General features: G+C 69.9%; 25 protein-coding genes. 9 read left to right on the top strand and 16 right to left on the bottom strand.

The window, feature by feature from the left end; translation table 11 throughout:
- Positions 1 to 1,222: NAD(P)H-dependent oxidoreductase (locus tag MKK88_RS08415; protein ID WP_243998760.1), on the top strand; the 1,222-nt coding region annotated here is incomplete at its 5' end.
- 108 nt (positions 1,223 to 1,330) lie between these two features.
- Here the strand turns inward: MKK88_RS08415 and MKK88_RS08410 are convergent.
- Positions 1,331 to 2,662, bottom strand: a complete 1,332-nt coding sequence (locus tag MKK88_RS08410; RefSeq protein ID WP_243998758.1) for an LLM class flavin-dependent oxidoreductase — start codon at positions 2,660 to 2,662, stop codon at positions 1,331 to 1,333.
- A gap of 339 nt (positions 2,663 to 3,001) precedes the next feature.
- Here MKK88_RS08410 and MKK88_RS08405 point away from each other — a divergent pair, with 339 nt between their 5' ends.
- Positions 3,002 to 5,164 carry a molybdopterin-dependent oxidoreductase gene (locus MKK88_RS08405; RefSeq protein WP_243998756.1) on the top strand — a complete coding sequence of 721 codons (2,163 nt, stop codon included), beginning with the start codon at positions 3,002 to 3,004 and terminating at the stop codon, positions 5,162 to 5,164.
- Positions 5,165 to 5,440: 276 nt separating this feature from the next.
- Here the strand turns inward: MKK88_RS08405 and MKK88_RS08400 are convergent, their stop codons facing one another.
- The 4 genes from MKK88_RS08400 to MKK88_RS08385 are packed head-to-tail and all read right to left on the bottom strand — an operon-like array spanning position 5,441 to position 8,352.
- Positions 5,441 to 5,851 (bottom strand): response regulator, encoded by a 411-nt coding sequence (locus tag MKK88_RS08400; protein WP_243998754.1) that lies wholly within the window; start codon positions 5,849 to 5,851, stop codon positions 5,441 to 5,443.
- A 47-nt stretch (positions 5,852 to 5,898) separates the two neighbouring features.
- On the bottom strand, positions 5,899 to 6,354 hold the full coding sequence (locus MKK88_RS08395) for a hypothetical protein (RefSeq protein ID WP_243998752.1): 456 nt from the start codon (positions 6,352 to 6,354) through the stop codon (positions 5,899 to 5,901).
- A gap of 18 nt (positions 6,355 to 6,372) precedes the next feature.
- Positions 6,373 to 6,870: a hypothetical protein gene (locus MKK88_RS08390; RefSeq protein ID WP_243998750.1), complete on the bottom strand. Its 498-nt coding sequence runs from the start codon at positions 6,868 to 6,870 to the stop codon at positions 6,373 to 6,375.
- A 30-nt stretch (positions 6,871 to 6,900) separates the two neighbouring features.
- On the bottom strand, positions 6,901 to 8,352 hold the full coding sequence (locus MKK88_RS08385) for a chromosome partitioning protein ParA (RefSeq protein WP_243998748.1): 1,452 nt from the start codon (positions 8,350 to 8,352) through the stop codon (positions 6,901 to 6,903).
- 553 nt (positions 8,353 to 8,905) lie between these two features.
- On the opposite strand from MKK88_RS08385, the gene MKK88_RS08380 reads away from it, so the two are divergent.
- Positions 8,906 to 9,562, top strand: a complete 657-nt coding sequence (locus MKK88_RS08380) for a peptidase inhibitor family I36 protein (protein ID WP_243998747.1) — start codon at positions 8,906 to 8,908, stop codon at positions 9,560 to 9,562.
- Positions 9,563 to 9,749: 187 nt separating this feature from the next.
- Positions 9,750 to 9,962: a hypothetical protein gene (locus MKK88_RS08375; RefSeq protein ID WP_243998745.1), complete on the top strand. Its 213-nt coding sequence runs from the start codon at positions 9,750 to 9,752 to the stop codon at positions 9,960 to 9,962.
- A 30-nt stretch (positions 9,963 to 9,992) separates the two neighbouring features.
- Here MKK88_RS08375 and MKK88_RS08370 read toward each other — a convergent pair whose 3' ends face one another.
- A complete protein-coding gene (locus tag MKK88_RS08370) occupies positions 9,993 to 10,439 on the bottom strand; it encodes a response regulator (protein ID WP_243998742.1) in 447 nt (148 codons plus the stop codon).
- Positions 10,440 to 10,665: 226 nt separating this feature from the next.
- On the opposite strand from MKK88_RS08370, the gene MKK88_RS08365 reads away from it, so the two are divergent.
- A complete protein-coding gene (locus MKK88_RS08365) occupies positions 10,666 to 11,379 on the top strand; it encodes a hypothetical protein (RefSeq protein ID WP_243998740.1) in 714 nt (237 codons plus the stop codon).
- 37 nt (positions 11,380 to 11,416) lie between these two features.
- Here the strand turns inward: MKK88_RS08365 and MKK88_RS08360 are convergent, their stop codons facing one another.
- The 7 genes from MKK88_RS08360 to MKK88_RS08330 all read right to left on the bottom strand — a co-directional run bounded on the left by MKK88_RS08360 (position 11,417) and on the right by MKK88_RS08330 (position 19,818).
- Positions 11,417 to 11,803 (bottom strand): hypothetical protein, encoded by a 387-nt coding sequence (locus MKK88_RS08360; protein ID WP_243998738.1) that lies wholly within the window; start codon positions 11,801 to 11,803, stop codon positions 11,417 to 11,419.
- A 645-nt stretch (positions 11,804 to 12,448) separates the two neighbouring features.
- Positions 12,449 to 14,668, bottom strand: coding sequence for an aldehyde oxidoreductase molybdenum-binding subunit PaoC (gene paoC, locus MKK88_RS08355; protein ID WP_243998736.1), 2,220 nt, complete (start codon positions 14,666 to 14,668; stop codon positions 12,449 to 12,451).
- Between the two features lie 3 nt (positions 14,669 to 14,671).
- Positions 14,672 to 15,622 carry an FAD binding domain-containing protein gene (locus tag MKK88_RS08350; RefSeq protein ID WP_243998734.1) on the bottom strand — a complete coding sequence of 317 codons (951 nt, stop codon included), beginning with the start codon at positions 15,620 to 15,622 and terminating at the stop codon, positions 14,672 to 14,674.
- Positions 15,619 to 16,179 carry an aldehyde dehydrogenase iron-sulfur subunit PaoA gene (paoA, locus tag MKK88_RS08345; RefSeq protein WP_243998732.1) on the bottom strand — a complete coding sequence of 187 codons (561 nt, stop codon included), beginning with the start codon at positions 16,177 to 16,179 and terminating at the stop codon, positions 15,619 to 15,621. The genes MKK88_RS08350 and paoA overlap by 4 nt, the downstream gene beginning before the upstream one ends.
- A 261-nt stretch (positions 16,180 to 16,440) precedes the next feature.
- On the bottom strand, positions 16,441 to 16,638 hold the full coding sequence (locus tag MKK88_RS08340) for a hypothetical protein (protein WP_243998730.1): 198 nt from the start codon (positions 16,636 to 16,638) through the stop codon (positions 16,441 to 16,443).
- A 130-nt stretch (positions 16,639 to 16,768) separates the two neighbouring features.
- A complete protein-coding gene (locus tag MKK88_RS08335; protein WP_243998728.1) occupies positions 16,769 to 19,243 on the bottom strand; it encodes an EAL domain-containing protein in 2,475 nt (824 codons plus the stop codon).
- A 110-nt stretch (positions 19,244 to 19,353) separates the two neighbouring features.
- A complete protein-coding gene (locus tag MKK88_RS08330) occupies positions 19,354 to 19,818 on the bottom strand; it encodes an NUDIX hydrolase (RefSeq protein WP_243998726.1) in 465 nt (154 codons plus the stop codon).
- A gap of 231 nt (positions 19,819 to 20,049) precedes the next feature.
- Here MKK88_RS08330 and MKK88_RS08325 point away from each other — a divergent pair, with 231 nt between their 5' ends.
- The gene (locus MKK88_RS08325) at positions 20,050 to 20,523 is read left to right on the top strand and encodes a CYTH domain-containing protein (RefSeq protein ID WP_243998724.1); all 474 of its coding nucleotides are present in this window, start codon (positions 20,050 to 20,052) and stop codon (positions 20,521 to 20,523) included.
- 309 nt (positions 20,524 to 20,832) lie between these two features.
- Here the strand turns inward: MKK88_RS08325 and MKK88_RS08320 are convergent, their stop codons facing one another.
- Both MKK88_RS08320 and MKK88_RS08315 read right to left on the bottom strand, forming a co-directional pair.
- Complete coding sequence (locus MKK88_RS08320; protein WP_243998722.1) at positions 20,833 to 21,384, bottom strand: hypothetical protein; 552 nt, start codon at positions 21,382 to 21,384, stop codon at positions 20,833 to 20,835.
- A 182-nt stretch (positions 21,385 to 21,566) separates the two neighbouring features.
- A complete protein-coding gene (locus tag MKK88_RS08315) occupies positions 21,567 to 21,800 on the bottom strand; it encodes a hypothetical protein (protein WP_243998720.1) in 234 nt (77 codons plus the stop codon).
- A 328-nt stretch (positions 21,801 to 22,128) separates the two neighbouring features.
- Here MKK88_RS08315 and MKK88_RS08310 point away from each other — a divergent pair, with 328 nt between their 5' ends.
- From MKK88_RS08310 to MKK88_RS08300, 3 genes are all read left to right on the top strand, one after another.
- The gene (locus tag MKK88_RS08310) at positions 22,129 to 23,700 is read left to right on the top strand and encodes an ABC transporter substrate-binding protein (RefSeq protein ID WP_243998718.1); all 1,572 of its coding nucleotides are present in this window, start codon (positions 22,129 to 22,131) and stop codon (positions 23,698 to 23,700) included.
- Between the two features lie 456 nt (positions 23,701 to 24,156).
- Positions 24,157 to 25,503: an MFS transporter gene (locus tag MKK88_RS08305; protein WP_243998716.1), complete on the top strand. Its 1,347-nt coding sequence runs from the start codon at positions 24,157 to 24,159 to the stop codon at positions 25,501 to 25,503.
- A gap of 100 nt (positions 25,504 to 25,603) precedes the next feature.
- On the top strand, positions 25,604 to 25,783 hold the full coding sequence (locus tag MKK88_RS08300) for a hypothetical protein (protein WP_243998715.1): 180 nt from the start codon (positions 25,604 to 25,606) through the stop codon (positions 25,781 to 25,783).
- A 120-nt stretch (positions 25,784 to 25,903) separates the two neighbouring features.
- Here MKK88_RS08300 and MKK88_RS08295 read toward each other — a convergent pair.
- Positions 25,904 to 26,527: outer membrane protein (locus MKK88_RS08295; protein WP_243998713.1), on the bottom strand; the 624-nt coding region annotated here is incomplete at its 5' end.

Raw genomic sequence — 26,527 nt, 5'->3', positions numbered from 1 at the left:
CCGGGCCCGCCAGTCCCTGCGGCGGGTCGGCTGGGACGAGGCCCGCTTCGCGGCGGCCGGGATGGAGGAGGCCGCGCGGCACGGCACAACCTTCGTCACCGAGGATGCCGACGCGATGATCGCGAGCCCGTTCGTGGACATCGTGATCGACGCCACCGGCAGCCCGGCGGCCGGCATCCGCCACGCGCTGCAGGCCTTCGCGCACGCCAAGCACATCGTGATGGTCAACGTCGAGGCCGACGTTCTGGCCGGGCCGCTGCTCGCCCGCAAGGCCGCGGAGGCCGGAGTGATCTACTCGATGGCCTCGGGCGACCAACCGGCGCTGATCGCCGAACTGGTCGACTGGGCGCGCACCATCGGGCTCGAGGTGATCTGCGCCGGCAAGGGCACCAAGTACCTGCCGGCCTACCACGCCTCCACGCCCGACACGGTCTGGGGTCATTACGGCGTCAGCGCCGAGCAGGTGGCCGGGGGCGACTTTAACCCGCAGATGTTCAACTCCTTCCTCGACGGCACCAAGTCGGCGCTGGAGATGGCCGCGGTGGCCAATGCCTGCGGGCTGACGCCCCCGCGGGACGGCCTCGCCTTCCCGCCCTGCGGGGTCGATGACCTGCCGAGCGTCCTGCGGCCGGTGGCGGAGGGCGGCTGCCTCAGCGAGCGCGGCACCGTCGAGGTGGTCTCCTCGTTGGAGCGGGACGGGCGGCCGGTGTTCCGGGACCTGCGCTGGGGCGTCTACGCGGTGTTCGAGGCGCCGAGTCCCTATGTGCGCGACTGCTTCGCCCAGTACGGCCTGAAGACCGACGACACCGGGCGCTTCGCCGCCACCTACAAGCCCTATCACCTGATCGGGCTGGAACTGGGGATCTCCGTGGCCTCCATCGCGGTCCGCGGCGAGGCCACGGGCGCCACCGGCGACTGGCGCGGCGACGTGGTGGCCACCGCCAAGCGCGCCCTCCGGGCCGGCGAGCGGCTCGACGGCGAGGGCGGCTTCACGGTCTACGGCAAGCTGGTTCCGGCGGCGGAGTCCCTGGCCCAGGACGCGCTGCCGATCGGCCTCGCCCACGACATGGTGCTCAAGACCGAAGTGCCGGCCGGGCAGCCCGTGCGCTGGAGCGACGTCGCGTTCGACGATCGCCAGGAGGCGATCCGCGTCCGGCGCGCGATGGAGGATGTGTTTCGCGGGGAGCTGGGTCTCGGTGGAGCGGCGCGGCCGGTTAGCTGAGCGCAACGCATCTCCCTCTGCCGGCTGCGCTTTTGACGCTTCGCCGGCTGAGGCCCTCTCTCCTCCCCCTTGCGGGAAGGGGAAACGCGCTTGCTTCTCTGCGCCCGCTCACCCCTGCCGCGGCGGGCCGGCCGGCGGGCGCGTGCCGAGGTGTTCGCGCAGGGTCCGGCCCTCATAGTCCGTGCGGACCAAACCGCGGCGGCGCAGCTCCGGCAGCACGAGCTCGATGAAGTCGTCGAGCCCCCCGGGCAGGGTCGCCGGCATGATGTTGAAGCCGTCGGCGCCGTGCTTCTGGAAGCGCTCCTCCATCTCGTCCACGATCTGGGCGGGCGTCCCGACGATCTGCGAATGGCCCCGCGCGCCCGCGATCCGCAGGTAGAGCTGGCGCAGGGTCAGCCCCTCCCGGCGGGCGAGGTCGAACATCAGCTGCTGGCGCGACTTGGCGCCGTTGGCCTCGGGCAGTTCCGGCACCGGCCCGTCCGGATCGTAGCCCGAGAGGTCGAAGCTCCCGACCATCCGCTCCAGCAGGGCGAGGCCGACCACGGGGTCGATCAGGTCCTGAAATTCTTCGAACTTCGCCCGCGCCTCCGCCTCGCTGCGCCCCACCACGGGGAACAGGCCGGGCATCACCTTCAGGTCGTCGCGCTCCCGGCCGAAGCCGGCCATCCGGTCCTTCAGGTCGCCGTAGAATTCGGTCGCCTCGTCGAGGGTCTGGTTGGCGGTGAACACGATCTCGGCGGTGCGCGCCGCAAGGTCCTTGCCGGGGCCCGACGCGCCCGCCTGCACCAGAACCGGCTGGCCCTGCGGCGTGCGCGAGATGTTGAGCGGACCCCGCACCGCGAAATGTTTTCCGTGATGGTTCAGGGGATGGAAGCCGTCCGGCTTCGAGAACTGGCCGGAGGCTTGGTCGATGATCACGGCCCCGTCGTCCCAGGTGTTCCACAGGCCGAGGACGACGTCGACGAACTCCTCCGCGCGCTCGTAGCGGTCGGCGTGCCGGGCGATCGCGTCGGCGCCGAAATTGGCGGCCTCGGCATCCGTGGTCGAGGTCACGAGGTTCCAGCCGGCGCGGCCGCCACTCAGATGATCCAGGGAGGCGAAGCGCCGGGCGACGTTGTAGGGCTCGTTGAAGCTCGTCGACGTCGTGGCCACCAGCCCGATCCGGCTGGTCACCGCCGCCAGCGCCGAGAGCAAAGTCACGGGCTCGAAATGGGTCGAGCGCGCGGTCCGCTCGCTGGAGCGCAGGTTGCCGTCGCGGATGCCGGTCCCGTCCTCCAGGAACACGAGGTCGAACTTCGCCGCCTCGGCCTTCTGCGCCCAGCCGGCGTAGCGCTGGAGGACGAGGCCGCCATCCGCCTCGCTCGACGGATGGCGCCAGCCGGCGATGTGGTGCCCGGTGGCGTAGAAGAAGGCGCCGAGGCGCAGGGTGTCGTGTCGCATGAACCGATGGACTCGTGGCGGTGCGGACGGGACGTGAATCCGGCGATGTGAATCAGGCCCGTGGGCGGGATGCAACCGCGGCCCGGGTTGGGGCCCGCAATTGAGACGCGTCTCCTCCAGATGGTGCCCCGGGCGGCGGTTCGCGACACCGCGGGGCCTGCGCCGCAAATCACCCGGGTGTCGCCGGGCATAAATAGTGATGGCCCTGCAGCATGATAGCGCCACTCATGAGTTTTAACGAGACGTGATTTGGAATCGTTCGGAATTCGATGCAGTATAAATCCGCATCGAGCCGCCGTCGCACGACAAGAAGGCCGGAGGCTCGGGGGCGGAGGAACCATGAACGAGATCGTCAAGCCGGACTCCCTGATCGTGGCCGAGGCCGAGAGCCTGACCGAGACCTTCTTCGGCGGTTGCCCGCACGATTGCCCCGACACCTGCTCCATGCTGTTCGACGTCAAGGACGGCCAGCTCCAGGGCGTGCGCGGCAACCCGGACCACCCGATGACCCGCGGCGGTCTCTGCGTGAAGCTTAAGGATTACGAGAAGCGCCACTATCACCCGGACCGGCTGCTCTACCCGATGAAGCGGGTCGGTCCGAAGGGCTCGAAGCAGTTCGAGCGGATCAGTTGGGATGAGGCGCTCGACACCATCGTCACCCGCTGGAAGGCGATCATCGACAGTCACGGTCCGCAGGCCATCGCGCCCTACAGCTATCTCGGCAATCAGGGGCTGGTGCACGGGCTGAACGGCGGCGACGCCTTCTTCAACCGGATGGGCGCCACCGTGACCGAGCGGACCTTCTGCGGCGAGGGATCCTGCACGGCGTGGCTGCTGACGGTCGGCCCGACCGCGGGCCTCGACCCCGACAGCTACATCCACTCCAAGTACATCGTGATCTGGGCCTGCAACTCGGTCAGCACGAACCTGCACCATTGGGCGATCGTCAAGGACGCCCAGAAGAAGGGTGCCAAGGTCGTCGTCATCGACGCCTATGCGTCGCGCACCGCCAAGGCGGCCGACTGGCACATCGCGCCGAAGCCCGGCACTGACGGCGCGCTCGCCATGGCGCTGATCAACTCGATCATCGCGCAGGGCCTCGTCGATCAGGACTACGTCGACAACCACACGATCGGCTACGAGGAGCTCAAGGAGCGGGCGAGCACCCGCACGCCGGAATGGGCCGCCGAGATCACCGGCGTCCCCGCCGAGGACATCCGCAAGCTCGCCCGTGAACTCGCCACCGAGCAGCCGGCCGCGATCCGCATGGGCGTGGCGCTGGAGCGGCACTACGGCGGCGGCCAGACCATCCGGGCGGTGACCTGCATCCCGGCGCTCACCGGCGCGTGGCGCCATGTCGGCGGCGGCGTCACCCAGTTCGGCGTGTGGGAGCACCCGTACAAGTTCGATGTGATGTGCCGCCCCGACCTGATCCCGGAGGGCACCCGGGTCGTCTCGAACCTGCAGATCGGCCGCGCGCTCACCGGCGAGATGCAACTCGATCCGCCGATCATGTCCATGATGTGCTGGAACTCGAACCCGGTCACGCAGGCGCCCGAGACCGACAAGATCGTCGAGGGCCTGATGCGCGAGGACCTGTTCATGGTCTCGGCCGAGCACTTCATCTCGGACACGGCCTCCTACGCCGACATCCTGCTGCCCGCCACGATGGGTGCCGAGATGGAGGACATGATCCTGTCCTGGGGCCACCTCTACCTGACCTACAACACCAAGTGCGCCGAGGCGCCGGGCGAGGCGATCCCCAACAACGAGATCTTCCGGCAGCTCGCCGCCCGGCTCGGCTTCGAGGAGGAGAACTTCAAGTGGAGCGACAGCGAGTGCCTTGAGCACTACGTCGACTGGAACGCCCCGGCCTGCGAGGGCATCGACCTCGCCTACATGCGCGAGCACGGCTTCGCCCGGCTGAAGGTCGGCACACCGGACGACCGGGCGCCGCACAAGGACGGCAACTTCCCGACCCCGACCGGCAAGTGCATGCTGAAGGTCGAGGGCGCCACGAACTTCGTCGCGCCGCCGTTCCGGCAGATGTACGAGGGTTTTCAGCCCGGCGAGGCCCTCGACCCGCTGCCGGACTACCTCGGCCCGCGCGAGTCGCACGCGAACGACCCGGAACTGGCCAAGCGCTACCCGCTCAACATCGTCTCGCCCAAGAGCCACTACTTCCTGAACTCCTGCTACGCCAACATGGAGGACAAGCAGAAGGGCCAGGGCGAGCAGTTCGTGATGATCAGCCAAGCCGACGCCGATGCCCGCGGCATCCGGGACGGCGACCGGGTGAGGGTCGGCAACGACCGCGGCGCCTTCAAGGGCGTCGCCCGCATCACCGACGATGTGAAGGCCGGCATCGTGGTGGCGACGCTCGGCTACTGGCGCCAGCTCAACGAGGGCACGGTGAACAGCATCTCATCCGGCGCCTTCACCGATATGGGCCACGCGCCGTCGTTCTCGGACAATCTGGTCGAGGTCGCCCGGGCGAATTGACGGCTTGGAGCGGCCTGGCGTGGGTTCGGCGCATCGGCGTTCGCGCGCGCACCCCCTTTTCCCGGACAGGTGGAGCGTTCGCGGACCCTGATCCGGGACCCAGCATAGGACGCGCCGCGCAAGCGGCACAGGTCGTTTTAGACCGACGCTTCGCCAAGTCTCGTGCTGGATCCCGGGTTGTATTCCGCTGCCGCTCCACACGCCCGGGAAAAGGCCGGTGCGAAACGGGTTCGACGCGATGGCGTCGGACCGCTGCTCGGCACCGAAGGGGCTGCCCTACTGCCGCAGCGGCTCCGGCTTCTGCCCGTCGGGGAGAATCTCCCGCAGGTGATCGTGCACCATGTCGGCGGTGAACGGCTTGCCGATGAAGCGGGCGCCCTCGGGCATGTCGCCCGGCTCCGGCTGCACCTGCCCGGATGCCACCACGATGGCGATGTGCGGCCAGCGGCTGGCGGTCTCGCGCGCGACCGCGAAACCGTCCCGCGAACCCGGCATCTGCACGTCGGTGAACAGCAGCACGATCGCGGCGTGCTCCCGGCCGAGCAGGGCCATGGCCGTGTCGCCGTCGCGGGCTTCGAACGTGCGGAAACCGGCCTCCGCCAGGATGTCCATCGCGTCCATGCGGATGAAGCCGTCATCGTCGACGACGAGGGCATAGGGTGCCGGGGGCTGAACTGGTCCGCTCATCCCCCAATAAGTCTTAACCCAAGTAAAAGGTTCGGGCGCGAAAGCCGTCACTCCTGATACGCGATCCCGTCGCCGACCCGGTCGAGCAGATCCTCCAGCCGGAACACCGACCGCTCCGCCAGGAAGGCCCTATGCTCGGCCTGGATGACGCGGAACTCGGCTTCCATGCAGCGCATGACGACGCGCTCATAGTCCGAGGAAATCTCCGCGAGGGCGCGCTCCAGGTCGGCGTTCCGGCGATCCATCTGCGACAGGTCGGCTTCGAGCGCCTGGATCGTCGCATCCTTGACGGTGCGTTCCTCGTAGACGCGTCGGAACAGCCCGCTCGCCCGCTGCTGGATGATCGCGCGCCAGCCCTGGAACCCCCGGATCTCATCCGCGGCCTGGCGGATGAGCGCCAGGGTCAGGCGCGGATCGATGACGCGGAAGGCGGCGTGCGGATCCTGCACCCGCGGAAGGGCCTCGGCAATCACGTCGGCCTCTATGGTCGTCGGCTGCGCCATCGTCGCATGAGGGCCGGGTTACTCGGTCTCTTCGACGGGGCTGGCCGTGGGAGCGGGCTTGGTGCGATTGCCGAAGGCCTCGATCGCGGCGTCGTGCAGGCGCACGAGCCACTCCTCGGCCTCCGTGGCCCGCGCCTCCGCGAGCCGGACCCGCTCCTCGGACCGCGCCAGATTCTGCACGCCCGTGGCAACCTCCTGCTCCAGGCGCCGGATCTCGAGATCGGCCTGCGCGACCACCTGGGCGAGCTGTGCCTCCAACTCGGCCGCCCGCTCCTCGCCGACCCGGATCGCCTCGCTGGCCTCCCGGATCAGGTCGACGGCCGAGGCCCATTCCCGGGTGACGACCGGGCCGCTCTCGTTCGGGCTTTCGCTCGTCGCGAAGGCTCCGTTCCGGCTCTCGAGGCCCATGAAGCTGACCACCTTCTCGGGGGACGTATCCGCCTTCGCCTGCCACGCGCGCATCATCACGTTCGGGCTGCCGTTGTAGGCGGCGTCGATCGAAGCCCTATCGCTCATCGTTTGAACCCCTCACAGGTCAGCATCGGATCAACCGGCCGTGCCGGGAGATGCGAACGGGTGCACGTTGCTTGGCTCGTCGCGCTCGGCATGCGGCGCCGGCTCGTGCGGCAGGCCCTCACCCGCACCGTCCGGCTTGCGCCAGCCACGGCCGGAGCGCTTGAGCGCCTCGTACTGCTTCTGGAGCGTCGCCCGGGTCTCGCGGGCGATGTCCAGGGCGCCCTGCACCAGGGCCCGCTCCGAGCGCTCGTTCTGGAGATCCTCGGCGAGGCGCCGGTTGGTGGCCTCGAACTCGATCCGGGCGGCCTCCTGGCGGTGGGTCAGCTGCTCGATCCGCTCGGTCAGGGCCGCGTTGCGGGCGCCCGCCTGCTCCAGGGCGGCATCCTTGGCGGCGAGCGCCTTGGCCAGCATGTCGCAGCGCGCGTCGAGGTCGCCGCGGGCGCGCTGCATCTCCACGAAGCGCTCGGTCTGCCGGGCGAGGTCCTCCTGGACGGTCTCCAGGCGCCGCTCCGCGGTGACGCGGGCGATGTTGGTCTCCTTGTAGTTGCGCTCCGCCAGCCGGTGGGCCTCGTCCCGGTCGCGCAGCTGCGCCCGGGCCTGGCCGAGCAGCTGCTCGTTCGTGTCCGCCCGGTTGACGGCGGCCTCCAGCTTCATGGCGAGCGCCGAGCGCTCGGTACGCAGGGCGGTGGTATCGGTCTCGAACTGGGCTTCGAGGCGGACGCGGTTGGCGACCTCGGTGGCGAGCTGACCCTCAGCGGTCCGCGCCTTCTGGCGCTCGGCCTCGACCATCCCCTCGACGGTCCGGCATCGGGCCTCCAGCTCGTCGAGGCGCAGGGTCTGCTCCTCGTTCTGGCCCCGGAGCCGACGGTTATCCTGCTCAAGGGCGGCCAGGGTCTCCCGCGCCGCCAGCAGGTCGTGCTCCGTCCGCGTGAGAGCGCTGTCGGCCGCCTGGGCCTCCGCCCGCAGAGCCTTGCCCTCGGCGACCAGCGCCTTGCCCTGCTCGATCTCGGCGGCGAGGCGCCGCTCCAGATTCTCGAAGGCCAGCACCCGGTCCCGCAGCTCGACCGCCTGCGCGGCCAGGGCGGCGTCGCGGGCGTGGAGCTGCTCCTCGGCCCGGGCCACCCGCGCCGACGCCTCGGAATACTCGTTGGTCAGGATCGAGATGCGGGCCGAGAGTTCGGCGGCCTCCAGCCGGATCGCCTTGCCGGTCTGGAACTCCTGGGCCAGCGAGGTCTCCAGCTCGGCGATGCGCATGCTCGCCCGTGGGAGCTCGTCGCTGATGCTGACGATCGGCTCCAGGATCGACACGAAGTCGTCCTGCAGCGAGCGGATATCCTCCAGCCGGTCGACCATGGCGTCGATGCGCTGGCGCAGCATCTCGTCGCGCTTGCCGATCGCGTCGAGGGAGGAGTGGCTCCGATCCGGCGGGGCGGTCCGTTGGGTCGGCGCCTCGGCGTTCAGGCGCATCCGGGCTTGCGGCATGGCCGGCTCAGGCGCCGGCCGGGATGCGGGCTGGGCCGGCCCCGGAGCCGGCGGATGCGGCTCGGATCCCCCCTCGGACGAGGAGAGCATGTTACGAAAAGACGTCCACGCCATGAAACGAGCTCGCACGCGCCCACAATCCGGGCGAATTAACTAAATCTTAAACCTATATGGCTGTCGAGCGGTATTTTGCCCTCTACTTCACAGTGCACAGGCTGAGACTGCCGGTGACTCTGCGCACGGCTTTCGGGCGCCCGAAAATCTTCGCGCGGCGGACCCGAGCCATCCCGTCCGGTACGGTTTCCCGGGCCGCGGCGGAGACCGTTCCACCCCTGTCGGCGGGTCGGCGCCGACGGGGCATCGCGCACGCCACCCGAGTCGGAGCCAAGGCTGCACCAGCCATTAACGAAGCGTTAACGATTTACCGGACGTTAATAAACCGGTTCATGGCCCGATACTGAGAAATCCTCGATTTCAGGCCCCAGGTGTCGCTTCTGGGTGACGAGAACTGTGTTCGGGGCCGCAGGCCCATGACGGCGCGAGGGGGGCTGAGGTGACGGCGATCGTTCTGGCGGTGCCGGCTGTCGAACCGCCACCGGAGGCCCGGCGCTCCTATGCACCCCAGCTCCTCCTCGCCGCGGGGTGGATCGGCCTGTTCGCCTATTGCGCCACCTACTTGACCGAGGACATGCCGTTCCGGACCTCGATCCCCCTGGCGGTCGGGGAACCGCTGTTCGACCAGCCGGAGGATCTGCCACGCCGCGCCCTGGCGCCGGCCAAGCCGGAGGAACCGACGAGCACCATGGTGGGCATGGCGGTCCCTGCGGCTGTCCCCGCGATCGAAGCGTCACCGGCCCCGGCCCCCGCAGCCCTCGCGGCTCAGCCTGCCGTGCCGGTCCCGGCCCCGCGTCCGGCCGCCGAATATGTCGGGACCTGGGGCCCGACCGCCGAGGCCTGCGGCACCCCGTCACGCCGGCAGGGTTACCTGCCGGCCACGATCACGCCGGAGCGTGCCAGGGCCGGCGCCACGCTCTGCACGTTCCACGATACGCACCGGTCCGGCAACGCCTGGACCATGGCGGCCGATTGCGCCGACAGGGACCGCCGCTGGTCGTCCCGTGTCCGCCTCGTGGTCGAGGGGGACCACCTGACCTCGTCGAGCGCCTGGGGGACCTCCGCGTATATCCGCTGCGGCCGCCGCACCGGGTGAGGTGCGCGCGCGGTCGTCGCTGTCGGGGGCGGGCACTTTCGCATCGGGGACGGTGCCGGCCCAGCCCGCATACGGCCGGGTAACCATGGCGTCGGATTCCCCACCCCGTCCGCCCCGACGGACGGTGCGGACCGGTTATCCGGGGGTTCCCCTCGGAGGAAAACCGGACGCGTTGAGGAGATATCGGATGGCGGATCCGAACGGACAGCAGCTCTCGGACGAGGAACTCGATCGCATGGCCCGCAAGCTGTTCGCGGAGGTTCGGGCCGAGAGCCCCGAGGCGCGGGCGGGACGGGCCCTGGAGAGCGCCGGCGCGGTCGCCGGCGATGTCATTCCCGGCCTGCCCGACTGGCTCTTCTCGGACCACGGCGATGCTCGGGCGGGCGCGGGCGGCGAATGACCGGCGCCGCCCCGATTCGCCGGCGCACGATCAGCGGGAGCCCGGCCCGCCTTCCACCAAGCTGAGATCGGGTGCGGTGCCGGGTCCCTCCAGGCCCCGCGCCGCGAGCACGGCCCGCAGGGCCTTCGCGAGCCCGTCCGCGGTGAATGGCTTGCGCAGGTAGCCTGCCCCCATCGGCATCGCCCCTTCGGCCGGCCAGACAAGCCCCGACACGATCAGGATCGCGCGCTCGGGCCAGCGCGCCGCCACGGCCTTGGCGAGGGTGAAGCCGGTGAGCGGCTCGCCCGCGAGATCGACATCCGCCACCATGGCGACCAGTTCCGGCCGGGCGGCCAAGTGCGCCTGCGCGGCCTCGATGGTGGACGCCTCGGCCACTTCGTATCCGGCATCCCGCAGGGAAGCGGCCGCCTCCATGAGCTGCACGGGATCGTCTTCGACCAACAGCACCGCAGGCTGCGGCGCAAACGCGTCCGCCATTGAACTCTCCACGCGAAAGACGCCGCATCAACGCGGCTGGGCCCGGCGGGTGCCGGTTCGGGTCCGGTCACGTTGCCGTGGCGGGGCGAAGGCGGGCCGTCGGAGCGGCGAACCGGAACGGGGCATCGCGAGTTAGAGCACCTCGCGAAGCGGCCGTTCGGCAGGAAGCCCGCCCGGACGCGGTGCGGGGGGCTCCGAGGGAGCCGGGTTGCTGGGGAGGATCGGCATGCAGCAGGTCAAGTTCAGGCTGAACGAGCCGGGCCTGCGCCCGCGCCGCACCCGGCTCGAGATCCCGGGCTGGGCCGGCCAAGCCGAGCCCCGGACCGACGGAGCGCAGGAATATGCCTGGCATTGCATCCCGTTCTCGGAGGCCGCCAAGGCGGGGATCGAGCTGTTCTATCCCTACGCCGCCGAGCTGCGCGTCAGTACGCGGGACGGCCAACTCGTGTTCGAGGGCGATTTCGGGCCGCCGCCCGAGCCCGGGCTGCAATGGCCGCCGTTCCGGAGCTTCGGCGAAGCCTACTACACCTACCAGATCCTCCTCGACCTGAAGGTCGAGGAGGGCTGGGCGATCCGGACCGAGCCGCATCCGCGCTTCTACACCGACCGGACCGGGACCGTGCCGGTCGCGGTGCCGGCGCTCCTGCGCCACTGGTGGCCCATGATGTACTTCATGGTGTTCAAGGCCCCCGACGAGGGCCGGACGCATGTGTTCCGCCAGGGCGAGCCGTTCATGCAGGTCACCATCGTGCCGGTGGATGCGGAGTTCGAGCTTGTGCCGATGCCCGAGGACGAGGCCGCCGAGCGCGAATTGCAGTCCCGGCGCATCTACGCGAGCCGGCAGACGCTGGCGGCGGATTCGCAATGGACCTCGGCGACCAACACGGTGTTCGACGGGACCTACCGCCGCATCCTGGGGGCCGCCAAGAGTCAGGGCTGAGGGCCGGCAGCGGGGGACGCGCCCCCGCCGGAGCGGCTCAGTACCCGTACGGGACGTAGTACCCGTGATGATGATGGTGGTGGTGATGGTACCGGCGGAAGTACCGGTGATGGTGATGATGGTGGTGGTAGTACGGCCCGTAGAACCGGTGGTGGTGATGGTGATGGTGATGATAGTAGTACTGGGCCTGCTGGACCGTCGCATCGCCCTCTGAGGCGGCCGGGAGGGGCTGGGCCTGCGCGGCGGCCGCGTCGGACTCCTTGAGGAGCGCCACGGCATCGGGGATCGGCTTCAGGAGGTCGGCATAGCTCTCAGCCTGCATGGCGGCCTGCAGCCGGACCGGAGCCGGCATGGCGGCCTGGGCCGGATCGACGGCGGCCAGGAGGGTGACGGCCCCGACGAGGCCAGCGACTGTCTTGTCCATTGACGGGCTCCCTGGAGGAACAGCGCAGCGGTCACGCGGACCGCAAGTCGTGCGCGGCCGGAAACCCGGTGCCCGCCGAAACCGTTCCGGTCCAACCGCCGTCGAACGGCCGGCTCCATTCACATTCCCGGCAGAGGCGAAGGTGTTGGCCGCCGTCCGGTCACGATCTGGCGGCGATCATCTTTTGTGACATAAAATTTAGTCGCTCGTTCCCGGACCCGCATCGGCGCCTTTAGCTTGCGCAGGTGGGTGCGGGCTTGAGTGATATCGGTGCCCGTCCTCGCCCACCCCGTAGGATTACGAGCGACAGAGGTTTGTGGTCCCGGAGGACCGCCTGCTTGAAGGGCGCGCGGGTTCCCATTTCCAAGTGGACGATCGAACTCGCGTTTCGCCCGCTGCGCCGACAGTGGCCGCGACGACCTCGTCGTCGGCGCGGCGAAGCGGCAGCCGAGGGTGAGGGGGCGGCTCAGGAGGAACCTCGTCCGGGGTGCCCCCTCACCGCCGCTCCGGCTTCGCCTTCGCTTCCCGCACGGACGACGAGGTCCGTGCGGGCCTCTCCCCGCGTGCGGAGAGAGGGGGACGCCGCGGGCTTCGGGCCCGAAGTGTTAACAACGTACCTTGCAGGAAGAGGGCGCCCCCCCGCGATCAAGCCGCGTCCGGCATCCGGTCGATCAGCTTGTCGAGGGTGATCGGATAGTCGCGCACGCGGATCCCGGTGGCGTTGTAGATCGCGTTCGCCACCGCGGCGGCGATCCCCGAGATGCCGAGCTCGCCCACGCCCTTCGCCTTCATGGGCGAGGACATCGGATCGGTCTCGTCGAGGAAGATCACCTCCTGATGCGGGATGTCGGCGTGGACCGGCACCTCGTAGCCGGCGAGATCGTGGTTGGCGAAGAAGCCGCGCTTGGTGTCGACCGCCAGCTCCTCCATCAGGGCCGCGCCCGTGCCCATCACCATCCCGCCGATCACCTGGCTGCGGGCCGATTTCGGGTTGAGGATCCGCCCGGCCGCACAGACCGCCAGCATCCGCCGCACCCGCACCTCGGCGGTGTAGACATCCACGCCGACCTCGACGAAGTGGGCGCCGAAGGTCGAGACCTGCTGCGTCTTCGAGAACTTGCCGAACTCGATCGAGTCCTCGGCGACCAGCTCGCCGTCGGACGCGGCCTGAGCCAGCGGGATGGCGCGGTTGCCCGCCCGAACCTCGCCGTCCTCGAACACCGCGTCAGTGGCGTTGAAGCCGAGTTTCTGCGCGATCGACTCGCGCAGCTTCACGCAGGCCGCGTAGACGCCGGCGGTCGAGGAATTGGCGCCGAACTGCCCGCCGGATCCGGAAGAGACCGGGAAGTCGGAATCGCCGAGGCGGACCACCACGCGATCGAGGGGCACGCCCATCATCTCGGCCGCGGTCTGCGCGATGATCGTGTAGCTGCCGGTGCCGATATCGGTCATGTCGGTCTCGACCGTGACCGTACCGTCGCCGCCGAGCAGTACCCGGGCGCCCGACTTCATCACCATGTTGTCGCGGAAGGCCGCCGCCATGCCGAGGCCGACGAGCCATTGCCCGTCCCGGACCTGCCCGGGCTGCGAATTACGCTTGGCCCAGCCGAACTTCTCGGCGCCGAGCTTCAGGCAGCCGACGAGGTCACGGTGCGAGAAGCGCAGATCCGGCTCGGTCGGGACGACCTGCGTGTCGTTGCGGATGCGGAACTCGACCGGGTCGAGGCCGAGCTTCTCCGCCATCTCGTCCATGGCGACTTCGAGCACGGCCAGACCCGGCGCCTCGCCGGGCGCCCGCATGGCGTTGCCCTCGGGCAGGTCGAGCCGGGCGAGCTTCATGGCGGTCAGACGGTTCTGGCCCGCGTAGAGGTACTTGGTCTGGTTCACCGCCGTCTCGGGACCGCCGTCCGGCAGGTTGCCGGAGGTGCTCTCGTGCGCGATCGCCGTGATGGTGCCGTCCTGGGTCGCGCCGATCCGCACCCGCTGGATCGTGGCCGGCCGGTGCGTGGTGTTGTTGGCGATCAGCGGACGCGTCAGCGCCACCTTCACGGGCCGCCCCGTGGCCTTCGCGGCCAAAGCCGCCAGCACCGCGTCGGCGCGCACGAACAGCTTGCCGCCGAAGCCGCCGCCGACATAGGGGGCGTCGAGCCGGACCTTCTCCTTCGGCAGGTCCAGCATCTTGGCGAGGCTGCCATGGCCCCAGCCGATCATCTGGTTTGAGGTCCAGAGCGTGACCCGGTCGCCCTCCCAGGCCGCCACCGTGGCGTGCGGCTCCATCATGGCGTGGCTCTCGTCGGCGGTCCTGTAAGACGCGTCGAGCGTGACCGGCGCCTGCGCGAAGGCCGCCTCGAAATCGCCGATCCGCTCCTCGCCGTTGCCGCCGCTGCCCTCGCCGCTATCGGCGGGGACGGGTTCTGCGGTCTTCGCCTCCGCGGCGAGGTCGAACTTGCCGTCTTCCGGGGCGTAATCGACCTTCACCAGGAAGGAGGCGGCGCGCGCCTGCTCGAAGGTCTCGGCCACCACGACGGCGACGGCCTGATGGTAGTGCTGGATCACGTCGCCGCCGAACAGGTAGGCGACGTTCATCACGCCGCGCTCGATCCGCGGGGTGTCGAGGGTGGTGACCACGCCAATCACGCCGGGGGCCTGCCGGGCCGAGGCCGTGTCGATGCTGCGCACCCGGCCCTTGGCGATGGACGAGCCGAGCACGTAGCCGTAGGCGGCGTCCGGCGCCACGTCGTGGCGCTCGTAGGCGTAAGGCGCGGTGCCGGTGGTCTTGTACTTGCCGTCGATCCGGTCGGTGGGCTTGCCCACGACCTTGAGACGGTCGATCGAGTTCGGGCCGGCTAGGGTGTCGAACTTCATGGCTCAGGCCCTCGCTTGGTTGAGCGCCGCGCCGAGGGTCCGCTCGGCGAGCTTCAGCTTGTAGGCGTTCTCGTGGGTCGGCTTGGCGTCGGCGAAGACCTGTTCGGTCACGGCCTTGGCGCCCTTCGGCAGATCGGCCTCGGCCGCCTCCACCCGCCAGGGCTTGGGGGCGACGCCCCCGAAGGCGACGTGGCCGGTGCCGTCCTTGCCCAGGATGGCCGCCACCGAGACCAGCGCGTAGGCGTAGGAGGCACGGTCGCGCACCTTGCGGTAGATATGCGTTCCAGCGACCGGCTTCGGCAGCGTCACCGCGGTGATCAGCTCGCCGGGCTTGAGGTTCGTATCGCGGGACGGGTCATCGCCGGGCAGGCGGTGAAACGCGGCGATCGGGATGTTTCGCGCGGCGCCCCCGGCGTCGATCGTCTCGACGGTGGCATCGAGCACGCGCATGGCCACCGCCATGTCGCCCGGATGCGTGGCGATGCAGGCCTCGCTGCCGCCGATCACCGCGAGTTGGCGGCTCACCCCGTCCAGGGCCGAGCAGCCGGAGCCGGGCTGGCGCTTGTTGCAGGCCTGGGCCGTATCGTAAAAGTAAGGGCAGCGGGTCCGCTGGAGCAGGTTGCCCGCGGTGGTCGCCTTGTTGCGCAGCTGGCCGGAGGCGCCGGCAAGGAGCGCTCGGGCGAGCACCCCGTAATCCTTGCGCACCCGCGGATGGGCGGCGAGGTCGGTGTTGCGCACCAGGGCGCCGATGCGCAGGCCGCCCTGGTCCGTCGGCTCGACCGTGTCGAGGCCGAGGCCGTTCACGTCCACGAGGTGGCGCGGGGTCTCGATCTGCAGCTTCATCAGGTCGAGCAGGTTGGTACCGCCGGCGATGAACTTGGCGTCCGGCGTGCGCCCGACGGCGGCGGCCGCCTCGGCGGGCGTGCTGGGGCGCTCATACGTGAAGGACTTCATGCCCGCGCCTCCGCCACTTCGGTCATCGCCTCGACGATGTTGGAATAGGCGCCGCAGCGACAGATGTTGCCGCTCATGCGCTCGCGGATCTCGGCCTCGGTGATTTGCGGCGCGGCCTCGAGGTCGGCGGTCACATGGCTCGGAATGCCGGCCTTGATCTCCTCCAGCACGGCCACGCCCGAGCAGATCTGGCCCGGCGTGCAGTAGCCGCACTGGTAGCCGTCATGCTTCACGAAGGCGGCCTGCATCGGGTGCAGGTGGTCCGGCTGGCCCAGGCCCTCGATCGTGGTGATCTCGGCGCCCTGATGCATGATCGCGAGGGTCAGGCACGCGTTGATGCGCCGTCCGTCGACGATCATCGTGCAGGCGCCGCACTGGCCGTGATCGCAGCCCTTCTTGGAGCCGGTCAGGTGCAGGTGCTCGCGCGCGGCGTCGAGCAGGCTGGTACGGGTGTCGAGTTCGAGGTCGCGGCGCTGCCCGTTCACCGTGAGGGTGACCTTGGCGAGGACCGGCTCGTCGGTTCGTGTAGCGGCCGCCGGTGCGGTGGCTCCCACCATCAAAGTTCTCCGGTTCAATTCAAAACGGTGCGGCCGGTGCTTCCCGGCTTCCCCGCCCGGGACGGGACCGCGGACCGACACGAATCGGCTCACCCGCGGGGAAGCATCGACAGCCTAGATTGGCTCCAAGGTAGGCGACAAGCGCGGTCTGATCAGGGGGCAGCGCGCGTCTGAGCCCATCCGTCGCGGCTCCGGCGGAGACCCGCGCAAACGAAAGGGCCGACCCGAAGGCCGGCCCCAATCTCCATCCGCGCGGGACGCTTACTCGGCCGCCGTCATCTCGGGGGTGTAGTGGCCGCACCAATCCTTGGAGGCGACCACCGGCCAGAGGCCCTTCGACTCGGGCGCGGGCTGGCTGACGGGCGGGTTGAACCGGCACAGGCCGGCATCGTTCTGCGCCACGGCGCCGTTGCCCTTGTGCTCGTCGAAGAACCGGCAGGTCTCGCACTTCGCGTTCATGATCAGGCTCCAACAGGACCGGCGGACTCAAAGCCGCCCGGACGGGGCTTCAGGAGACCGTTTAGAATTAGAAACGATCCAATCTGATGAACCAACGGCGGGGCGCTGCCTCGGTTCCCGCTCCGATGCCTCAGCCGGCCAGCGCGAGGCGGGGGGCTGCCCGGGCGGCCATGTCGGTGGGGGATTCGAGGGCCGCGGCATAGTCGGCGATCGGGCGCGGCTTGCCGAACAGGTAGCCCTGCATCTCGCCGCAGGCCTCCTTGGCCAGGAAGTCCCGCTGCGCCTGGGTTTCGACACCCTCGGCCACCACCCCCATGCCGAGGCTGCGGCCGAGGCCGAGCACCGCGCGCACGATCACGGCGGCCTGCGGCTCCGAGCCGAGCTGAGCCACAAAGGAACGGTCGATCTTCAGCTTGTCGAACGGGAAGGCCTGGAGGGTGGCCAGCGAGGCGTAGCCGGTCCCGAAATCGTCCATGCTGATCCGGATCCCGTAGCTTTTCAGGCGCCGGAGGATCGCGATAGCCCGGGCCATGTCGTTGATGATGATGCTCTCGGTGACCTCGAGCTCGAGCCGGTCCGGCGACAGGCCGGTCTGCGCCAGGATGGCCAGGATCCGATCGGGCAGGTCGGGCCTCTGGAACTGCCGGGGCGAGAGGTTGACGGCGACCTTCAGGGGCTGCGCCCAGCCCGCCGCCTCGCGGCAGGCCGCGTGCAGCACCCACTCGCCCAGCGTGATGATCAGCCCCGTCTCCTCGGCCAGCGGTATGAACACATCCGGGCCGATAGGGCCGCGCACCGGGTGGACCCAGCGCAGGAGCGCCTCGAACCCGATGAGCGCGCCGGTCCGGCCGTCCACCTGTGGCTGGTAATGGAGGCTGAGCTTGTCCTCGTCCATCGCCTGGCGGAGATCGCGCTCCAGCACCCGGCGGGCCTCGGCCTCCTCGTCCATGGCGGGGGTGAAGACGCGGAACGTGCCGCGCCCCTCGGCCTTGGCCCGGTAGAGGGCGAGGTCGGCGCGCCGGTACAGGCATTCCGCGGCGGTGCCGTGCTCGGGGGCGAGCGCGACCCCGACGCTGAGCCCGACGCTGATCCGGTGCTCGCCGACGCCGAGCGGATGGTCGAACAGCGCGATGAGGCGCTCGGCCATGGAGCCGGCCTCCGCGGCTCCGCCGGGGGCCAGCACGGCGAACTCGTCGCCCCCGAGTCGGGCCACGGCCCCGGCGCCCGCCACGCCGACGAGGCCCCCCGCAACGTGCCGCAGGAGCTCGTCCCCGGCCTGATGGCCGAGGCTGTCGTTGACGCCCTTGAACCCGTCTAGATCGAGGTACAGGACCGCGCAGGCCCCGCCGCGCTGGGCGATGTCGGCGAGGCTCCGCGTCACGGTCTCGTGGAACAGCGCCCGGTTCGGCAGGCCGGTGAGCACGTCGTGGCGGGCAAGGCGCGCCACTTCGGCCTCGGCGGCCTTGCGCTTGGTGATGTCGGTGAAGGTCCGCACGAAGCCGCCATCCGCCAGCGGGACGGTGCGGACCTCCAGCACGAGACCGTTCGGCCGCGCGCGCTCGTGGACATGGGCGTGGACATGGGCACCCACCGCTTCGCCGCGTGCAACCCAGGCCCGGAAGGCCTGGTCGGTGCGGTTCCGCTCGCGGTGGCGAGCCTGATAGCGCAGCACCGCCCGATAGTTCGGCTGGGCCTGCATCATCGCCCGGGGCAGGTCGAGCAGCGCCAGCGCCCGCTCGTTGCACACACGCACCACGCCGCCGGCATCGACCTTGATGAGGCCCTGGTCCATGCTGTCGAGGGTGTCGTCGAGCAGCCGGGTCTTCTCCTGGAGCATGTGGCCCTGGCGGGCCAGCGCGACGTTCATGCGGTGCAGCCGGTCCAGCATCAGCGTCAGGGCGCCGAAGGCCAGGATCACCGCCATCACGGCCGCGATCCCCCCGGCCAGCACGCCGCGGTCGAGGCCGAGCTGGGCAACCGCCAGGGTCGGATCCGGCACCACCCGGGCCGCCGCCATGGCCAGGAAGTGGAGCAGCGCGATGGCGAGCGTCAGGATCGTGGCCGCCGCCATCCGGGTGCGCCCGTCGATGCTCCGCACGTGGATAGCCATGCCCGCCGCCGCCAGCAGGGCCCCCGCCGCGATGGCGGTGCCCGCGAGCGCGCCATCCCAGGTGAAATGCCCCGGCAGCCGCACCCCCGCGATGCCGAGGAAGTGCATGCAGGCGATGCCGAGGCCGAGGACGAGTCCCGCACCCGCGCCGACCCAGGCGGAGGATCCCTCGGAGGATCCCGATCGTGCGAACAGAAAGGCCGCCGTGGCCGCCGCGATGGCGACAACGAGCGACAGCAGGGTGGTCCGCGGCTCGTAGCCCAGGACCACGCCGGGATCGTAGCCCAGCATGCCGATGAAATGCGTGCTCCAGATGCCGGCGCCGATCGAGAACCCGGCGGCCAGCGGCCAGAGCAGGACGGGACCGCCGGCGCGGGTCCGAACCCGCTGTTCCAGCTTCAGCGCGACCGAGCAGGTGATCCAGCACACGCAGGCCGCGAGGACCACCACCCACGTGGTGTGCTCCTCGGTGAGGCAGGCGAAGGCGCGATACATGGAAACAAACCCGCCGGCTGTATTGTCCGACAGGTTACCCAAGGAATACTAATCATAAGTTGCACAAATAGGGAGGAACGCGCAGCCCTCGCGCGGGCTGGTCAGCCCCCTCAGGCCCCGTCACCGGCGGCGAAGCCGGCGAGCAGGCGCCGGAGGTCGTCCTCATGGACGAGGCGCGCCGCCTCGGCCGGTGCGAACCACCGGAGCGTGCGCTGCGCCTGCTCCGGCCAGCGCGGGTGCTGGATCTCGACCCGCAGCGGGTAGACGCGGACCTTGCAGGGCAGCGCGCGCCCGTGGGCGAGGCGTTTCTCGTAGCGGTACCAGCCGACCGGATCCGCCGCGATCTGGCCCGTCAGCCCGGCTTCCTCGAACGCTTCCTGCTCGGCAGCCCGATGCGCCTTGCGGCCGATCATCGGCCAGCCCTTCGGGATGATCCAGCGGCCGGTATCGCGCGAGGTGATCAGCAGCACTTCGGTCTGGCCATCCGGGCCGATCCGGAAGGGCAGCGCCGCAACCTGCTTGAGCGGCTTGGCCTGCGCCTTCCGAAGAAGCTTCTTGAGACCTGCGCGTTTCAATTCCGTCTTCAGCGCTGACCTCGCAGGTGAGAAGGGGCGGGTTTGCCGATGGGGATTCTGCAATCTTTAAGACTCCTAGCGCCTTTACATAGTTGAGCAATGTGGCAACACATCCCGCACCGGCAGGCAGAGAGCCATGTCTGTCGCGCGAGGCTCGGGCCCGAACGGGCCGCTTGCCGCGCGTCGGTTTGTCGTCGCACAGTCAGGGATCCAACGACCCCGAGTCGCGGCATGGCTGTCGAAATCGAACGTAAATTCATCGCGGCCCCGGCTGTGCTGGCGCATTGCCGGTCGGGGACGCCGATGATTCAGGGCTATATCTACACGGACGACGCCAACACGATCCGCGTCCGCCAGGCGGGACAGCACATGCTGGTGACTTGGAAGAGCCCGCGGCGCGGCGCCAGCCGGGACGAAATCGAGTTCGCGATCCCCCCGGCGGACGGCGCGATGCTGCTGGCCCGCGTGCCGGCCGACCGGCGCCTGGAGAAGACGCGCTTCCGGGTCGATCATGCCGGAGCCGCCTGGGAGGTCGACGTGTTCGGCGGCGCGCTTGCGGGCCTGATCCTGGCGGAGATCGAACTCGAGCGTGAGGATCAGCCGGTGATCCTGCCGCCCTGGGTTCAGCGCGAGGTCACGAACGACGCGCGCTACCGCAACTCGCGCCTGGCCGGCGGCGCGATGCCCGAGCGGACGGCGGCGTGAATCCCCGGTGATCGACGGCCGGCATCCGCGGCGCCCTCTGGTCCGTGCGGGCTGAAACAGTCACACGGCTGCGGTTGAAGCCCGCGAGCTTCCCCCATCCCCGCACGCGAGGGGTGGGGGTTCTGGCAGCCGTCATCGGCGCGGTGCACGACATTGTGAACCCGCATGCCCGCACGGGGCAGGGGGCGGGTCGGCCTCGGCCGCCCGCGTCGATGTCCGCAGAAGAGATCCGACATCGTCGACCCGCGCCCATCAGGCGAGCGGCTGCCGCGAGAGCGGCCTGCCAGCGCGGTGCGGACGGGGTCGGCGTCAGCGCAGATAGGGCGGGAGGCGCCGTTTCCAGCGTTCGCCGAGCGGGAGTTCCTTCGTCCGACGCCAGGTCGCCGGCCGAGATGCGGCGCCCGGCCTGGGCTCGACGGGCGCTGCGGCGGTCGGCTTCGCCGCCATCGGAGCAGGCCGGGGCGCGGCCGGGCGGATCTCCGGTGCCGGCTCGGCCGGTGTTGCCTCCCGGGCCGGCTGCGCGGCCACGGGGGCCCGTTTGCGCCGCGTCCGCCGGGGCGGGGCCTCCGGCTGGGGCTCGGCTTCGACCTCAGGCTCGTCCGCGCCCTGGAACATGGGAACGAGGCTCGGCAGGACGCGCCTCACCGGGGCGTCCGGCTCCTTCGGCTCCGCCCGCGGGGCCGGCGCCGCCTCGAAGGCGTGCTGCACCGGCTTCGGTTCGGCCTGGGCCAGCGCCTGGGCCAATTCCGGCCAGAGGACCTTGTCGGGCCGCGCCTGCGACTCGGGGGCTTTCAGAGCTGTGCGTGAGGTCCGGGCGTGCTTAACTTCGACCATAAATGGCCGCGCGCTACGGCGCTTCATGTATACCGATCCTTGGAAGCATTCGGGCCGAAACGTCGGCGGCGCGAACACTCTTAGGTTAGGCCTGATCTCGGCGGATGTCCAGAAACACGACCCCGTATCCGCAGACTTTCTTTGTTCCCAAGGTCGAGTGCGGACGCCGCGGTCGGTCCTCAGCAGTTGAGGCTGCGATTCCGGACCGATCAGGCGGCCTGCAGCGCCACGGGAGCCGGCCCGGCCTGCCGCGGCGACGCGGCGCCGAACAGGGATTGGTAGAGCGCCGCCGGCGATCGGGTCCGGCCATTTCCGTCGGTGATCGTCACATCGGCCATGCCGGCCGCGATCAGGCTCATGCCCTGGTCGAGGGCGGTGAGAACCGAGGCGTGCTGATAGGCGAACCGGCGCGCGGCGATGCGTGCGGAGACCGTGAAATTCATGGTGGTGCTTGATCCTGGAGATTCGCGTCCGGTCGAAGGACCGGGTGGCGGCCGCGCAGCGCCGGCCGGATCGACGCCCGAGCGACGTCCTGCCCGCAAGCCTCGACCGCTCCGAACCTGTGGCCGTCAATAAAGTCTTTCTGTTGACAAAACCTTGTTCGCGCGACCGATCATGACAGAGGGACGCCTCCGTAATATCAATAGAGAGGTCTTTCCGGGTGTGTACGCCACGGGGGATCGGGCTTCGGAGGGAGGCCGGGGCCGTCTGAACCCTCCTGGCCCGGCGCGTGCTACGCTCCCGCGGACCTCACCGGGTGGACAGGCTGGCATGCTCAACAGACGATCCTTCATGGCCCTGTCGGGCGCGGCGTTGGCCGCCCCGGCGCTGGCGCAGGGCACGGCCGCGCGGGTGCTTAAGTTCATCCCGCAGGCCGACCTGACGGTGCTCGATCCGGTCTGGACGACCGCCTACGTGACCCGGAACCATGGGCTTGCGGTCTTCGATACGCTCTATGGCACCGATGCCGCCTACGCGGCGAAGCCCCAGATGGTCGCCGGCCACACGGTGGAGAGCGACGGCAAGCTCTGGCGCCTGACGCTCCGGCCCGGCCTGACCTTCCACGACGGCAGCTCGGTTCTTGCCCGGGATTGCGTGGCGAGCATCGCCCGCTGGGGCAAGCGCGACGCCATGGGCCAGACCCTCATGGCCTATACGGACGAGCTCACGGCCCCCGACGACAAAACGATCCAGTTCCGCCTGAAGAAGCCCTTCGCGCTCTTGCCGGACGCCCTCGGCAAGATCGGCTCCTCGATCTGCGCGATCATGCCGGAGCGGCTGGCCAAGACCGACCCGTTCACGCAGGTGACCGAGATGGTGGGCAGCGGCCCGTTCCGCTTCAAGGCCGACGAGCGCGTGGTCGGGGCCCAGGTCGTCTATGAACGGTTTGCCGGCTACGTCCCCCGCGAGGGCGGGGAGCCGCAATGGACGTCGGGCCCGAAGCGCGCCTTCATCGACCGGGTCGAATGGCACGTCATCCCCGATCAGGCCACCGCCGCCTCGGCCATGCAGACGGGCGAGATGGACTGGTGGGAGCAGCCCCAGGCCGATCTCGTCCCGACGCTGGGCGGGCTGACGACGCGGATCATCGATCCGACTGGCCTGATCGGCTGCCTGCGGATGAACGAACTCCAGCCACCCTTCGACAACCCGGCGATCCGGCAGGTGCTGCTGAAGGTCGTCGACCAGACCGACGTCATGCAGGCGGTGACCGGCACCGACCCCAAGCTGATCCATGTGCCGACCGGCTTCTTCTGTCCCGGCCTGCCGATGGCGAGCGACGTCGGCCTCGACGTCCTGACGGCCAAGCGCGACTACGCGGGCGCCAAGAAGGCGCTCGCGGCCGCCGGCTACAAGGGCGAGAAGGTGGTGCTGATGGGCGCCTCCGACTTCCCGAGCCTGAAGGCGATGGCCGATGTGGTGGCCGACATGCTCACCCGGGCGGGCTTCAACGTCGATTACCAGATCATGGATTGGGGCTCGGTGGTGCAGCGGCGGGCCAAGAAGGACCCGGTCGCCCAGGGTGGCTGGAGCGCCTTCTGCACCTTCTGGGCGGGGCTTGACCAAGCCAACCCGGCGGTCAGCGCCTTCCTGCGCGGCACGGGCCAGAGCGCCGCGATCGGCTGGCCGACGAGCGAAAAGATCGAGGCCCTGCGGGATCGGTGGCTCGACGCCCCCGACAATGCCGCCCGCAAGACCCTCGCGGACGACCTGCAGCGGCAAGCCTTCATCGACCTGCCCTACCTGCCGCTCGGCCAGTACTTCAATCAGACCTCGTACAAGCCGTCCCTGACCGGCGTGCTCGACGGCGTGCCGGTGTTCTGGAACGTGAAGAAGGGGTGAGGCGGGACCGGGCGTCTCCCCCTCCCGCAGTGGGGAGGGGGAGACGCGGAGCCCGTCGTGCCGTCTCTCGGACGGAGATGCGGGAAGCCACAAGTCTCGCGGCGGCGCGGCACCCCTAAGATCTGGCCCGCTGAAACCGCGGTCGATGCAGATCAAGCACCCGCCTCACCGCAAGATCTCAGCGCCACTTCCGCGCGGGAATGGCCCTGGCGAGGCGCTCTTCGACGGTCTCCCGGCGTACGAATACGCCAGTGATGTCAACAGATCCGGTTCATCCCCGCATCATGCCCGCTTCCCAGCCGCGTCACGAACGGGCTAAGCAGGGTCGGCACAGGTCACCGCCAGAGATGACCGGCCCGCGAGGAAGCCCGAGAGATTCGTCACACCGCCGTCGCGGCGATGCGTGGCGTCCTTCGTGCCCGCGCGGACCCCGCGATGCGTGACGAGGACAGGCCCATGACTGGCCCTATGACTGGCCCGATACCCGGCTCCCCGGACGAGACCGCCCTGGAACGCTCGGCGATGCGCCGGATCGGATGGCGGCTCGTGCCGTTCCTGATCCTCGCTTACTTCATCTCCTTCCTTGACCGCGTGAATGTCGGCTTCGCGGCGATCCAGATGAACCACGATGTCGGCCTCACGGCGACGGTGTTTGGCTGGGGCGCCGGGATCTTCTTCCTCGGCTACTTCCTGATGGAGATCCCCAGCAACCTGATGCTGGAGCGCTTCGGGGCACGGCTCTGGATCGCCCGGATCATGGCGACCTGGGGGCTGATCTCCGCCGCCATGGCGCTCGTGCAGGGGCCGTGGTCGTTCGTCGGCCTGCGCTTCCTGCTGGGGCTCGCCGAGGCGGGATTCTTCCCCGGCGTGATCCTCTATCTCACCTACTGGTTCCCCGCGGCCTACCGGGCCCGGATCATCGGGGTCTTCATGATCTCGATCCCGATCTCGTCCTTCCTCGGCTCGCCGATCTCGGGGGCGCTGCTCAACGTGACCGGGCTGGGGCTGTCCGGCTGGCAGTGGCTGTTCATCCTCGAAGGGCTGCCGGCGGTGCTGATGGCGGTCGCGGTCCTGGGTCTGCTGCCGGACGGCCCGCGGGACGCGGCGTGGCTGCCCGCGGCCGAGCGCGACTGGCTGGAGCGCCAGCTCCGGGCCGAGGCGGCGCGCAACACGAAGCGCGGCCAGGCGGCCAAGCCGCCCCTGTGGGAGATCCTGCGCGACCGGCGGCTCGCCCTGTTCGCGGCGATCTATTTCGGTTCGACGGCGAGCAGCTACGGGCTCTCCTTCTGGACCCCGCAGATCGTCAAGAGCTTCGGCCTCGGCAATGTCGAGACCGGCCTGCTGAACAGCATCCCGTACGGTTTCGCGTCGGTCGCCATGATCCTCTGGGGCCGGCACAGCGACCGGACGGCCGAGCGGCGCTGGCACCTCGCGCTGTCCTTCCTGATCCTGGCGCTCGGCCTCGCGGGCGGCACCGTCCTGTCGGGGCTCGGGCCCGTGGTGGCGGCGCTGACCGTGGCGGCGATCGGCGTCTACATGCTGAAGGGGCCGTTCTGGGCGCTCGCCACCGAGCAGATGCCCCCCGCCACCGCGGCGGCGAGCATCGCGGCGATCAACGCGGTCGGGAATCTCGGCGGCTTCCTCGGCCCCTATCTGATCGGCGCGATCAAGGACGGGACCGGCAGCTTCACCCTGAGCCTGCTGCCCCTGGTGGTCTTCGCGCTCCTCTCGGCCGGGCTGTCGCTCGTGCCGGGCCGTTCCCCGCAGCCGGACCCGGGCGCCCGCCGGACCTCGGCGGCGTGAACGCACGGCGCGAACCGGCGCGGCGAACCGCCGGTTAGCCCCGGTATCGCCCCGGGGGGGAACCTGCGCTCCTCCGGCGGCCGCCGGAGGAGCCGACTCCATGGATCTGAACACCACCGTGCGCGACGCCATCCTGGCGGAGCTGACGCGTCAGGCCGAGGCGGAGGATCCCGCGCCGACGGTCGATCTGTCGGAGCCGGGCTACGCGCGGATCGCGGGGCGGATCGACATCGAGGCGCTGATCATGGTGGTGGCGGGCGCCCTCGCGGGCGGCCCGTGACCCGGCAGGGCCCTTTCCAAACGCAGCGAGGCCGCCCCCTCGCGGAAGCGGCCTCGCCGAACGTCAGGCCTGGGGAGCGGCGGACCGGCGGGCCGGCCCATCCGCTCCGTTGGCGCGGTCTTAGTACGAGCCGAACTTGTAGTTCAGGCCGGCGCGGACGACGGCGAACTCGTCGGAGCGGCGACCGATGCCGCTGTAGACGACGGGGAAGTTGTTGGCGGCGTTGATGACGAACGCGCCCTGGTTGCGGGTGTTGCGGTCGAGGTTGACGTACAGGCCTTCGACCTTGAGCGTCACGGCCGAGGAGCGGAAGAAGTTCAGGAACGAGTCGGTGGGGAGCGCGTACTCGATGCCGCCGCCGACCGCGTAACCGGTGCGGAAGCTGTCGTTGCCGGCAAAGCCGCCGAACGAGCGATCCGAGGAGCCCGAGCCGTAGGCGAAGCCGCCGGTGCCGTACACGAGGGTACGGTCGAAGGCGTAGCCGAGGCGGCCGCGCACGGTGCCGAAGTAGTCGAGGCTCGACAGGCCGCGCGGGTCGGTGACGTAGTAGCCGGCGGCCAGCGGACCGGTGACGATCGACCGGTTCCGGTTGCGGCCGAAGTCGAGGTACTGGGCGTCGGCCTCAACGCCGAACACCACGCCGTTACCCGGGGTCAGCTGGAAGTTGTAGCCGATCTGGGCGCCGCCGCTGAACCCTTCCTGGTTGTTCTGGCCGAAATAGGCCGTCGTGCCGTTGCCGTACGG

It is taken from the genome of Methylobacterium sp. E-005 (genome assembly GCF_022829725.1).
GTDB lineage: Bacteria > Pseudomonadota > Alphaproteobacteria > Rhizobiales > Beijerinckiaceae > Methylobacterium.
This window is presented reverse-complemented; position numbering and strand designations above follow the sequence as displayed.